This window comes from Phormidium sp. FACHB-592 (genome assembly GCF_014695795.1).
Lineage (GTDB): Bacteria > Cyanobacteriota > Cyanobacteriia > Leptolyngbyales > Leptolyngbyaceae > Stenomitos.
Genome location: NZ_JACJOZ010000016.1, coordinates 1 through 13670, shown reverse-complemented (window position 1 = coordinate 13670; position 13670 = coordinate 1). Strand labels below are relative to the sequence as shown.

General features: G+C 50.9%; 6 protein-coding genes. 3 read left to right on the top strand and 3 right to left on the bottom strand.

The genetic code is table 11. The features are described 5' to 3' along the window. Positions 1–204 precede the first annotated feature (204 nt). Positions 205–996, top strand: a complete 792-nt coding sequence (locus H6F86_RS03505) for a glutathione S-transferase family protein (protein WP_190446726.1) — start codon at positions 205–207, stop codon at positions 994–996. Between the two features lie 161 nt (positions 997–1157). Here H6F86_RS03505 and H6F86_RS03500 read toward each other — a convergent pair whose 3' ends face one another. Further along, positions 1158–1430, bottom strand: coding sequence for a hypothetical protein (locus tag H6F86_RS03500; RefSeq protein WP_190446725.1), 273 nt, complete (start codon positions 1428–1430; stop codon positions 1158–1160). A gap of 180 nt (positions 1431–1610) precedes the next feature. On the opposite strand from H6F86_RS03500, the gene H6F86_RS03495 reads away from it, so the two are divergent. After that, a complete protein-coding gene (locus tag H6F86_RS03495) occupies positions 1611–2162 on the top strand; it encodes a peroxiredoxin (RefSeq protein WP_190446724.1) in 552 nt (183 codons plus the stop codon). A 246-nt stretch (positions 2163–2408) separates the two neighbouring features. Then, complete coding sequence (locus H6F86_RS03490) at positions 2409–3467, top strand: aspartate carbamoyltransferase catalytic subunit (RefSeq protein ID WP_190446723.1); 1059 nt, start codon at positions 2409–2411, stop codon at positions 3465–3467. A gap of 220 nt (positions 3468–3687) precedes the next feature. Here the strand turns inward: H6F86_RS03490 and H6F86_RS03485 are convergent, their stop codons facing one another. Then, entirely contained in the window at positions 3688–6582 is a 2895-nt protein-coding gene (locus tag H6F86_RS03485) for a DUF4347 domain-containing protein (RefSeq protein WP_190446722.1), read from the bottom strand. Positions 6583–7444: 862 nt separating this feature from the next. Further along, positions 7445–13420 (bottom strand): DUF4347 domain-containing protein, encoded by a 5976-nt coding sequence (locus H6F86_RS03480; protein ID WP_190446721.1) that lies wholly within the window; start codon positions 13418–13420, stop codon positions 7445–7447. Positions 13421–13670 lie beyond the last annotated feature (250 nt).

The window sequence follows — 13670 nt, the reverse complement described above, 5'->3', positions numbered from 1 at the left end:
ATAAAATTGCGATCGCTCTGTGAACGGTACAGACTCTAGAGCCTTTAAAGGGCTTGACCAGCTACTAGATGAGACCTTCAGCAGATTGTATTGTCCTGGGCTTTGGAAGAAAATTACGATAGCTTTACAAAGCTGTTAACCAGCCCAAGTGTTTCGTCGCTGAAACCGCAAGCTGCTTCTCGAAAGCCCCACAGGAGATCCGCAATGTTAGAGCTACACCAGTTTGAACTATCCCACTATGTTGAGAAGGTGCGGCTAATCCTCGACTATAAGGGGTTGGCATACCGCAAGGTGGAAGTCACACCCGGCATTGGTCAGATTGATCTATACCGTCTGTCTGGGCAGCGGCAAGTACCTGTATTGCAAGACGGTAGCCAGATTATTGCTGATTCAACCGCGATCGCCGAGTATTTAGAACGGCAGTACCCTGATCGCCCGATCATTCCTACCGAACCCAAACTTCGTGGCTTAACGCTATTAATGGAGCAATGGGCAGACGAGTCGATCGGCTTGAATGCTCGCAAAGTGTTGATTGGCGCGCTGAACCAGGATCAGAGCTTTCGCGCTGCCTTTTTACCTAGCTCCGTCCCTGATGTAGTCAGGAGTTTGGTTGGTGCGCTTCCAGGAGAGTTCTTAAGTATTTTGGGACAGGGCGTTGGGTTTGGACCCGATGCAATCAAAGCCGCAACTGAAGCGATCAAACGTGATTTGACATCGCTCTGCTTTCTTTTGCACGACCAGCCTTATCTGGTAACTGACCACCCCACGCTTGCAGATTTTGCTGTAGCTGGGATGAGTATGTACCTGAAGTTTCCGACGGGAGACTTTCTCGAAATTCCTGACGCTTTGAAAGGCAAAGGTGTACCAGGTATTGCTGATGTTGGTACGTTTGAGCCATTCTTTAGTTGGCGCGATCGTCTGTACGCTGAGTACCGCAAGCCGCTTGTTGGCTCCTCGTCTTCGGCGCGAACACCCAATGCCATCAACATTGATTAAGTGTTTAACAGCGCTGGCTGAACGGGCGATCGACTTACTTGAATCTGGTGTTTATCTAACGTTATTACCCGGTGCCAAAGCTTCCCAAGCTTGAGGCTATGAATCACACTTAGGGCTGATGGGGCTGACTATTGAAGGTATGTCCTTTTTTAGGCGGTAAACTACAGCCCTATCAAACGTCCGATGCCAAGACCTAACAGGTAGAGAATGGCGACCACTACAACTTGGATCAAGTACGTGATCAGCAGCGATTGATAGAAGGCTCGATCGCGCCGTTGAAACAGGTCATGCCACAGAAACCATTTGTCTTGAATGTAAGCGGCTGTAAATACTATTCCTACAAGCAGAATTATCCAGGGTGAGATGCCCACAAAGCCTACATAGAGAGCGATCGCGATCAGTCCTATCCCTAACAGTGGTTTGATGTACTGCATCGATTAGTCAAACGTCAGTTAAACGTTACTCCCTTAAAGAGTTTAAAGGCTCCGGATTCTTTAAGCATTCGGGCTGCTTGGTCGAATGTTTACTTCTTGCAAAAGCTTAGGCAGTAGGTCGATCGCCATTGGTGCAACTATTGTAAACTCTTATGAAGCAGTGATTCAGGCAAAACGCTCATGTCTCGTCGTGGTTTTCTCAAGCTGATGCTTACAGTTTGTCTAGCTGTTTTTGCCACCTTTAGTTCAGCGATGGCAGCGTCTGCAATGGGTGGTTCACAGCCTCCTCTTAATGAAGCCGCGCCCGCCTTTACCCTCTCTACCAATACAGGCGATGGCACGGTTTCTCTGGCTGACTATAAGGGTAAATGGGTTGTGGTCTATTTTTATCCCAAAGATTTCACCTCTGGCTGCACACTGGAAGCACGTCGGTTTCAGCAAGATTTGCCAAAATATGACGATCGCAATACCCAAATTCTTGGCATCAGTGCCGACTCAGTTGATTCTCACGCCGAATTCTGCGATTCTGAAGGGCTAAAATTTCCGCTCCTGGCTGATACAGATGGCTCTGTCAGTAAACGCTATGGGTCATGGATGGGCATCGTTGCCCTGCGTCACACGTATGTCATTGATCCAGAAGGCATTCTCCGTGCAACGTTCACTGGGGTCAATCCAGCGATTCACAGTACTGAGGTGCTGGCAAAACTCGATGAGCTTCAGGCAAACGCCTAGAAACTGCTACATCATGCAGAAATCGGAGCGCTTGAGCGGGTTTATGAGCCGTAGTCCTGCTAAAAACTCAAGCGACCGCAAGTTTAACCTGATGGCTGCGATCGAGTGAGAAGTCTAAAGGATGTAATTTAAGGTGAGTGCCTTGCTTACCGAAGTGCTGTGGATGTACCACAATGACGGGTGCAAGGCTTCAACCCATTTGGGCGATCAAAAGTACGATCGCCGTCACATCCTCTGTTCCCGCTTATGACTGACACCTGGAATCGGCATCACGTTCTCTCTCTGGCAGATTTTACTCCCGACGAGTACGATACTGTACTGCAAACTGCCAACAGCTTTCGCGAGGTGCTGTCGCGCCGGACAAAAAAGGTGCCCACGCTGCAAGGACAAGTCGTTGCCAATCTGTTTTTTGAATCGTCTACCCGCACGCGGAGCAGCTTTGAGCTAGCCGCCAAGCGTCTTTCTGCCGATACCCTCAACTTTGCGCCCGGCTCCTCGTCCCTCACAAAAGGCGAAACGATTCTGGATACTGCCAAAACCTATCTGGCAATGGGCACCGATATGATGGTGATTCGTCACCGCGAAGCTGGAGTACCTCAGGCGATCGCCAACGAAATGGATCGTCTCGGCGTTAAAGTTGGCGTACTTAATGCGGGTGATGGTCAGCATGAGCATCCATCACAAGCGCTTTTAGACCTCTTTACCATCACCACACTTCTAGACCCGAATCAACCGCAGTTGTCCTTGCTAAAAGATAAGAAAATTGCGATCGTTGGCGATATTCTGCACTCCCGCGTTGCCCGCTCTAACCTTTGGAGTCTTACTGCTAGCGGTGCCGAAGTGCATTTAGCAGGACCACCGACATTAGTGCCACAGCTCTTTGCAGATTTTGTCAAGGAGAACAAGGATAAAGGAAGGCTTAAGGCTAGCAGTAAGCAACCTGATTCATCTTCCAACCTTAATCCTTTAGCTTTTCCTCGCAAGCTCTTCCTCCATTGGTCGTTAGAACCCGCTCTCCGTAATGCTGATTTTGTAATGACGCTGCGGCTACAAAAAGAGCGCATGACTAGCCATTTGTTGCCTAGCTTACGGGAATATCACCAGCAGTTTGGCATTACGCGCGATCGTCTGAAGCTCTGTCACCCTAATGTGAAACTGCTCCATCCCGGTCCCGTTAATCGTGGTGTCGAAATCAGCTCTGACTTGATGGATGATCCCCAGTTCAGCCTCATTTCACAACAAGTCACTAGCGGTGTCGCAGTACGGATGGCGCTACTCTACCTGATGGGTAGCAGCAAGGTTTAGAGGCCATTTTGGAGTGGTGGCAGTTCACCCCTCGCTTTACAAAATATGAAAGCTACTGACTGACTTCTCAAACCCAGTACATTTTCCTACTGTCGCTTGTTGGCTACAGGGTAAAAAATAAGGTAGGTGCAGCGATCGCGATCGTCACACCCACCTTAATCCGTTGTATGGCACTCAGAGACACAGCACTTAAATGCCAATTAACTGAGCAATGTTGGTTTTACGCGACTGCGAACGGTCTCACACTCCACTCACTGGGTGCAGTAGGGAGCTGATACGCTTGCAGGTAGCTAAAGCCGCTGAACTGCCAGATCCCAGCTTGCCCAGTCGTCGTATTGCGCCAGAGGAGGTCAGGTGAGCTATCACCACCCAGGTCAGACACACCCGCAATCTGCCAATTCAGATCCGGTACAGTAGTAAATAGGGTACCACTTTGTAAGCCGGTGCTGTTCATTTGCCAGAGCGCATTCTCGCCCGTTGCCCGGTTACGCCATACGATGTCGGCAACCCCATCATTATTAAAATCAGCTGTGCCTGCCACTTCCCAGTTAGTGTCTGCCACCTGATTGAAGAGAAACGCGCTCTTGATGGTGAAGCTGTTCATCTGCCAGATGGCATTCTCGCCCGTTGCCCGGTTGCGCCAGAGCAGGTCAGCCCTACCATCATTGTCAAAGTCAGCAGTGCTGACAATCTGCCAGTTCAAATCCGCGACGGTGTTAATGAGAGCGGCGGTTTGGGTGGCAAAGCCATTCATCTGCCAGATGGCATTCTGACCCGTTGCTTGGTTGCGCCACACAAGATCAGCCGTACCGTCGCCGTTGAAGTCGTCGGTGCCCAAGAGTCGCCAGTTCTGGTCGGCAATTGTAGCAAGGTAGTAGCCGCTTTGGAACCCTGTGCTATTCATCTGCCAGATGGCGTTCTCACCCGTTGCCCGGTTACGCCAGAGAATATCGGCATTGCCATCGCGATTGAAGTCAGCGGAACTGATAATCTGCCAGTTTAGATCAACAGTAGGAATGAAGTAGCTGTTCTGGAGAGTGAAGTCTTTTAACTGCCAGACGACATTTTCACCAGTGCCAACGGGAGTAGCGCTTGTAGTTCCACTGCGCCACAGCAGATTTGCATCTGCTACGTTCAGTGTCACGGTTGTCACAGCCGAAGCCAGTGGTCCACCAGTGCCAGTATTACCGTTGTCATTGATACTGATACTCAACGTCTGGGCAGCGGTGTTATTCGGACTGCTAGTGTAGGTAAGGTTGCTACCGACAATAAAGCTATTGATGGCTGCCAGGGTGCCTGTCAGAGTGCGGGCTGTGGCTGTACCACCAACAGTAACTCCGCTACCAGTGGTAGCAGTGAGGGTTCCTGCCGCAACGCTAAGGGTGGCAGTGACGACAGCATTCGCCGCTGCATCATCAGCAAAGGTAATGCCTGTAATGACAGAGGGGGTATTTCTTAGGACGGTGGCGCTAGTAGGAGCGACGATGGTGGGTGCGTCGTTAACCGCAGCGACCGTAATCGTTCTGTTAACAGCCGTACTGATGCCATTCGCACCATCCGACAGCACAAAACTCACTGTACGATTGGTGGTTGAAGGCACATCCGAGACGTTGCTATAGGCGAGGTTTCGGAGTAATGCTTGGGCTGCAGTGGGGGTAGAGTTGTTATTAAAGGTGATGACTAATGGGGTTGTGCCTACACCACCAGTAAAGGTGCCAATAGCTGTGCCTCCGTAAGTCACGGTAGTACCGGAAACACCAATTTGATCGGCTGCAATGCCCTGATTCACAATGGTAAGGCGATCGTCAGCCGTTCCTGTGTTGGAAAGGTTTGCTGTCAGAGTACCTGTGTTGAGGTTGGGAGAATCACCGTCCGTTACAGTAGCGGTGGGGTCGATCAGCGTCGCAGGGCTATTTTCAGTGTAGGCGAGGGGGGTGTCAGAAACAGTAACGATGGGAGGATCGCTGAAAATACCAAATTGAAGATTGAAAGCAGCATCTACGTTAAGGGTTGTCAGCCAAGGTGCCGTTGTGATTAATTCATTAAAATTTCTGCTGTTGCTGTAAACAAGATCTCCACCAGGGTAAGTAGTGGGTGCAACACTGCCCATGCTACCAGAATCAAAGTCAGGTGTAGCATCCAAGTATTCTGTAACACTTAGAAAAACAACATATTGCGAACCTGCAACGACATTAGTACCACCGGTGGTAAATTTGAACTCCTCAAAATCAGGTTGTCCTGTAGTGGCTCGCTGAGGACTTTCGTAAAGTACGGGTCCTGTTGGTCTTGCTCCTGCTCCGTCCCAAGCCATGATGTAAGCACCGAATTTGATTGGCGCTGCAGTTGTATCGTTCAAGTAAAAGGTGAAAGAGGTTACAGTTGTCTCTCCAATGGGTACAGCGAAGACCTGCCCATAGGTGGCTGAACCATCCTCCCCAAAAGGATTGACTGAAGTACGAGGATTCCAGGCTGAAGTTGTATCAACAATCAGGGCTAGAACGTTCTCGTAGCTTTCTAGGGCTGTACTCTGTAAGGCAAAAGAAGATTCAATTTCCCCTGTGGACACTTCCAGGCTCCAATTACCGCCTAGGGTGCTACTTCCAGTCAAGTCATTTGATGCCGCAACATCTGCTCCAGTTAACTGGCTCAGAATGGAGACAAACGCCTCGCCCAGTTCGCCCTGCGCCGTATTGCAGCCATAGAGCAAAATATCAGCATCATTTGTCAGCGCCTGACTCCACGATTGAATCTGCGCCGCGTACTGAGGCAAGTCTGTCAAATTCAGTACGCCACTGCCAAAGTTTAGTCCACCTACTTCACCATGAGAAACAATCTGTAGGCTAGAGACGTTGCTGCGTTCCAGCAGTGTATTAGTAATTTGAGTAACGGCATCCTGGGTAGAGTTTAATACATAGACTTCGGTGCCCGGAGATACCCCCGCTATCAACTGCTGATAGTCAGCTACCGCCCCATCAACAAACAAGAGAGATTGGCTGGATTGTCCTAACGCTGGCAATACAGTTGTCAAACTGGTTGTAGCTAACGCTGGTGCAAGATTAGCGGTAGACAGCACATCAGCAGAAGCTGTTGTCAACCGAGGAAGCTCAAAGGTCATCGTTTTTCGCTCCAGAGATGGAGTGCAAGATAATACCAGACTCTGATATAGGCTAGACGGCAGCGAGGCAGTCGTACTTGCTTACAGAGATCATCCGGTATGCCTGCACTTTAATTTGTTCTCTAAGATTGTGCCCTACCTTGCAAGCAGACTAACGATCACATTTAAACCCCTCAAAATAATTTTTCACAAAAGGCTAGTACTCCGTGCTGGTACTTAAAAAAGTGACTGAACAATTTAGGACTAATTAACCTCTTCAGTACTATTACGGAACAAGTTGGACGATTAGACTCCAGGCATCTTTAGGACAGGTAAAGATGCAGTTTTTTTAGTAAGGTTGCATTTTGCATCTTTATGACAGCAGCATCTGGTGTCAGCTCAAATTGTTCCTAAGCGCTAACTGCTAAGTAGGAAGGCTAAATTAAGCACCACCTAGAGACCGGATTTCGACTGCGCTCAACCCGCCTACCTACAGGGCTAAGGGCATTGAGCATAGTCGAAATGCAGCTTACTAAATAATTACGCCCAGCTGCTACTTATGTCACCAAGTCTTTCAGTAGGGCATAACTGTTTTCATCGCTTCTAGATATGTTGATTCGTTAGGCAGAGTTACCTTACTCTGACTCAGGCTTTGTTAGCTTGCCGCTTAGTTACTGGTCGTAACCTCTTAGCTACTGACAAGCTTCTATTAACCTGGCAGCCAGAGACCTTAACAGCAGACGCTGAGTAGTGTTAAAAGCTACTCAGCATCTGCACCATCGTGTGTTGAATGTAGTCGAAACACGATGGCTAAACCTGTAGGAAGCAAGATTGCCGAGTTAATAGAACACTGGTTAATCGGTTAGCTGAGGGGGTGTTGGTTTTATGCGATCGTGAACGGTCGCACATTCCACTCACTGGATGTGTTAGGGAGTTGATACGCTTGCACATAGCTGAAACCACTCAGTTGCCAAAGCCCCGTTTGCCCCATCGTCGCATTACGCCAGAGGAAGTCGGGTGTCCGGTCCCCGCCTAAATCAGCGACACCTACTAACTGCCAGTTCACATCTGGTGCCGCTGTGACGAAGTAGCCGCTTTGTAAACCCGTGCTGTTCATTTGCCAGATCGCGTTCTCGCCTGTGGCGCGATTACGCCACACGATGTCGGCAATACCATCGTTATCAAAATCAGCTGTGCCTGCCACCTGCCAGTTGGTGTCGGCCGCGGCATTGATATAGAAGGTACTCTTGGTGGCCAAGCCGTTCATTTGCCAGATGGCGTTCTCACCCGTCACCTGGTTGCGCCACAGCAGGTCAGCCTTCCCATCGTTGTCAAAGTCGGCGGTACTGACGATCTGCCAATTGACATCAGCCACGGTCGTAATGAGGGCAGCCGTTTGGGTGCTAAAGCCGCTCATCTGCCAGATGGCATTTTCGCCAGTCGCCCGGTTGCGCCACAGGAGGTCGGCGGTACCGTCGCCGTTAAAGTCGTCGGTGCCCAGGAGTCGCCAGTTCAGGTCGGCGATCGTGGCGAGGTAGTAGCCGCTTTGGAGTCCGGTGCTGTTCATTTGCCAGATCGCGTTCTCGCCTGTGGAGCGATTGCGCCAGAGGAGGTCAGCGTTGCCGTCGCGATCGAAGTCGGCAGTGCTGATGATCTGCCAGTTCAGATCAGCCAGAGTGGGAATGTAGTAGCCGCTCTGGAGGGTGAAATTATTGAGCTGCCAGATCGCATTTTCACCTGTGCCAGTGGGAGCTGTGCCCGTGGTGCCATTACGCCACAGCAGGTTTGCAGCATCATCATTGTTAATCGTGCCTGTGCCTGTACCTGTAGCGATCGTCCCACTGGTTGGAGCCGTAAGATTGACCAGGAAGGTTTCGTTGGCTTCAATGAGACTGTCGCCCTTGCCTAGCACAGTGATGGTTTGGCTCGTTGTACCGGGGGCAAAGGTGAGAGTGCCAGACGTGGCTGTATAGTCATTGTCTGCAAGTGTTGCGGTGCCGTTGGCAGTGGCATAGTTGATGGTGACCGTCTCATCGCTGGCATGAGAAAGGCTGGCAGTAAAGGCATACGGTGTGGTGCCAATGTTGCCTTCAGTTTGACTAACGCTGTTGATGCTGATCGTGGGGCGGGTGTCGTCATTGACGATCGTGCCAGTGCCAATGTTATTGCCAAGGCTACCGCCATTGCTGGCAAGGGTGCCATTGCTGGCATTACTTAATGCGACGCTAAAGGACTGATCGGCTTCAAACTTGGTGTCACCATTGACTAGTACGGTAATGGTTTTGCTGGTTTCACCAGGGGCAAAGCTGAGGGTCCCAGTAACAGCAACATAGTCACTGTCAGCCACTGTAGCTGTGCCATCAGCGGTAGTGTAGTTGACGGCAACGGTTTGGGTACTGGCATTGGAAAGGCTGACTGTGAAGCTATAGGCACTCGTACCGCTGTTGCCTTCGGTCTGGCTGACGTTGCCAATACTAATGGTCGGCTGGCTGTCATCATTGGTGATGGTGCCGCTAGCAGTGGATGTACTGCCAAGATTAACGGCACCAGAAATAGTCGCCGCGCCCGTTAGAGAGAGTTGGAAGGTTTCATCAGGCTCAAATTTAGTGTCACCCGTGGCATTAACCGTGATGGTTTTGCTATATTCACCAGGGGCAAAGCTGAGGGTGCCCGTAGCGGCGGTGTAGTCGCCATCAGCAACAGTCGCCGTGCCATCCTGAGTCGTGTAGTTGATGTTGATCGCCTCAAAACTGGAGTTCGAGAGCGTGACTGTGAACCCATAAGCGGTAGCACCGCTGTTGCCTTCAGCCTGGGTGAGCGTAGGTGTGATGTTCGCCACAGGTATGCTGTCATCGTTAACGATCGTGCCGCTGACGCTGTTACTGCCAGCACCGATCACGCCGTTGATGGCATCTGAGAGATTCACCAAGAAGGCTTCGGTGTTCTCATACTTGTCATCAGGGTTGACGTTGACAGTGAAGGTTTTGCTGGTCTCACCTGCGGCAAAGATGAGCGTGCCGGATGCGGCTGTATAGTCATTATCTGCAAGCGTTGCGGTGCGGTCAGCCGTGGCATAGTTCACGCGCACTTCCTGGGTGCTGGTGTCGTTCAGGCTGACGGTGAAGATATAAGGAGGAGTGGGGCCTGGGGTGGTATCTTCGCTCTGACTGACAGCCGCAATGCTAATGGTGGGCTGGGGCTTGACGGTAATCGTGAAGGTTTGCACAACGGAGGTGTCAGTACCCTCGTTTGTAGTGCCACCGCTGTCACGCACACTGACGCTGATCGTCGCAGTCGTGGCAGTAGCGAGGTTAGTAGCAGGTGTGTAGATGAGGTTGCCAGCGTTGTCGATCGTCGGCGGGACGGCAAAGATCGCCGTGTTGTCTACGGTCACGACATACGCCTGCACGGTTTGACTCACTTCGTCAGCAGGTCCGGGGTTGAAGCCTGTTGCCCAGTTGGAGATTGTTTGAACACCCGCACCGGCTGTAATGGTCTGGTCAGAGCCTTTGGTAAATGAGGGTGCATCATTTACAGCAGTTATGTTGAGACTAATGTTTGTCGTGCCTGAAGGCAGGGAGCCACCTGTGCCTGTATTACCGTTGTCATTGATGCTGACACTCAGCGTTTGAGTCGCTACAGAGTCGGGGACTGGAATGTAAGTGAGACTGTTAGCTGCAATGAAGCTGTTGATAGCGGTGATGGTGCCGCTGAGGGTGCGGCTTGTGGCAGTGCCACCCACAGTAACTCCACCTCCCGAAGTCGCAGCCAGAGTGCCTGCACCAACAGTGAAGGTGGCGGTGACAGTACTGCTATCCGCATCAACATCAGCAAACGCAATGCCTGTCAGGAGGCTAACGGTGTCTTCAATGACAGTGATCGCCGCCGGAGCCGTAACAGTAGGTGCATCGTTTACCGCTGTTACATTCAATGCCACGTTAGTCACAGCCGAAGACAGTGCCCCACCGCCAGTACTGCCGTTGTCATTGATGCTGACACTGAGTGTTTGGGAGGCAGTAGCATTCGGGTCTGTGATGTAGGTGAGGTTGTTACCGGTAATAAAGCTGTTAATGGCTGCAAGAATGCCGCTGAGTGTGCGATCGGTGGCTGTACCGCCGACTGTCACCCCACCACCAGTGGTTGCTCTTAGAGTGCCAGCCCCAACGGTTAAGGTCGCAGTGACGATGCCGCTGCCAGCATCTGGATCAACGAACGAAATGCCTGAAAGAGTGGTAGTGATATCTTCAGCCACGGCGATCGTAGCCGGAGCCGTAACAGTGGGTGCGTCATTAACGGCTACAACCGTAATAGTCTTGTTAGCAATTGCGCTGGTGCCACCATCTCCGTCGGTAAGTACCAGGCTCACCGTGCGATCGACAGTTGAAGGTGCATCTGAAGCGTTGCTGTAGGTGAGGTTGCGGAGTAATGCCTGAGCAGCAGCAGGGCTAGAATTGCTGTTAAAGGTGACGACCAAAGGAGTGGTGCCTACTCCACCTGTAAACGTCCCAATGGTGGTGCCGCCAAAGGTGACGACATTGCTACCAGAGACTCCAATTTGTCCACCTCCAGCCCCTTCATTGCGGATAGCAAGTCTGTCGGCTGCTGTCCCCCCTGCTTGAAAATTAACGGTCAGACGACCCATGTTGAAATCGGCAGAGTCCACATCGCTAACAGTCGCACTGGGGTCGATGATCACAGCAAGTTGATTTTCTGTGTAAGCCACTGCCGCACTGGATAGAGTGACACTGGGCAGGTCATTCACTGGCGTAAGGTTAATCGTCAGCGTACCGGTTGCGGCTGCATCACTTGATAACCCACCGTACTCGACGAAATAGCCACTTGTGGAGCTTGCGGAGAAATCAACCCATTGCCCTGCATTATCAAGCCCCGCGTAATGTTCGACTCCACCAAAGTTATTCGGCTCAACGGAAACCCAGTTTGCATACTGCCCACCAACGGTCGTTCCTCCACTTCCCGCTGATCCACCCTGCCAGAACTGGGTATTTGCTTCTGGTCCTGTAGCCCAACGCCACTGCCCTTCTACTGCTGCATCACTGGCTCCAATCCAGCCACTATCAGTAGTGAGAGCATCAACGGTTGTATTTTCAGCGGCAGAGGTAACGGTTGCTAAATAACCCTTTAATCCCAGAAAACTTCGGCTCCCAGCAGCTTGCTGCGCTTGAGTCCAAGTTAATGGAGTCGAGACATATTCGTAGTATTTGTTCTGACGGTTGATGGTATAGGTCAGTTGGCGGGGCGTTGTGCTGGGAGCCTCACCAGTGTGGATATAGGTGACTTGTTGGAGAGCAGTGATGTAATTAGCAATAGTATCGGTGCCGCTGAAACTCAGAGCACCTGTGCCTGTGTTGTAGCTCCAGTTAATCGAAGTTCCACTAATACTGCCATTCGTTGCCCCGGAACCACCAACACTAAGGCTGTCACCGACGCTAAACCCGCTATTAAATTGAATGCTAGCTCCATCTGTAGAGTAAGCCGCCACACTGGGTGACATATTCGCTGCTAGAGACGGTGCAAGCGTCAGAGCAGCATTATTCTCAGTGAAAGTGACACTGCTGGGCAGATTGTTGAATGCAGATTGTGTAGCAGCGACCCAGTTTACGGCTTGTTCCAAGAGGCGGTCAGCATCGCCAGAACGTAAACCAGGATTAGGGTAATTCGAACTACCTGAGTAGTCTGGACCGAGATAAACCGACTTTCCTAAACCTTTATTACCAACCACCACCACAGGTGAACTGCTTACTGTTGCCAGGGTAGTGGCTCCAGGATCAATGCCACCTGAAGGAGCCTCAGTGTATGCAGAAGCAAAAGAGCTTACTCCCGTTGTAATAGGGTGAAAGTTTCCATTAGGAACTACGGTAGTGTTTGTCAGGTACTGGTATCCAGCAGTGTTGACTGGAACAACTGCATCAATATCAGTATTTCCGAGACTACCATAAATGATCCAGCCTGTAGAAACTAACCCCCCTCCAGCTTCAACCCAGCTTCTTAAAGCAGAAGCGAAGGTAGCATTCATCACGACATTATTGCCATTGTTACCGATGATAACGGTATCGTAGGCATTTAGTTCAGCCAGGGAGTCCACTTGAGAGGAAGAAACCAGGGTTGCATTAAAGTCAAAGTAGGTATCATCATTAAGCTGATTAACCGTTGCGATAAAGCCAGTTGTGTCTCCACTGCTAACATCTGACACAATTGCCACGTTAATTGCCAGCACTTCATTGTAAGCCTGAGTTGTTTGGAAGGAGAACGGGCTAACCGACTCAATCTTGCCTGTGTTCACCTCCAGCGTCCAATCGCCGCTCTTGCTAGCATTTCCTGTCAGATCATCGGATGCTGCCACATCCGCCCCAGTCAACTGGCCGAGGATGCTGGTAAATGCTTTGCCCAGTTCACCCTGCGCTACGTTGCAGCCGTATAGCAAAATGTCAGCACCGTCCGTTAGTGCTTTGCCCCAACCCTGCAACTGTGCCGCATATTCTGGCAAATTACTCAGGTTCAGCTTGCCAGTGCCAAAGTCTAGTCCGCCCGCTTCGCCGTGGGAGACGATGTGAAGGCTAGAAATGCCGCTTCGCCCTAGAAGCGTATTGGTAATTTGGGTGACAGCATCCTGGCTAGAGTCCAGGAGATGCACTTCTGTGCCCGAAGACGCTCCTGCTACCAGGGTTTGATAATCTGCGACCCCGCCATCCACAAACAGCAGTGATCGGCTTGACTGATTCGGGCGATTCACACCTAGCGGGTCAACTAACCCACCGACCTCAGGCTGAAGCAACAAGGGTATCGAAAGAGCAGAATCAGCCGTGGAGAGAGCCGACAACGAAGTAGTTTGAGCAGGCATGGGTAAAATCCAGGGTGACTGGTGGCGGGATTAAGTAGATCATGAGATTTTCCTCTACTTGTAGAATCCGTTTAATTACGGTCATTTGCCAAAACCGTAACGCCTTATACAGTAGTTACACTCTCGCTTTTAATAGAACGTGAGTTCGACGGGGTTAGAAGACAACCGGAGGCAGTGCAGGCAAGCCTTTGCACTCCAAGTTCAAGGAGGGTTTTTTCTCCTGATAGGTATACGCAATTAAGCCTGCCAG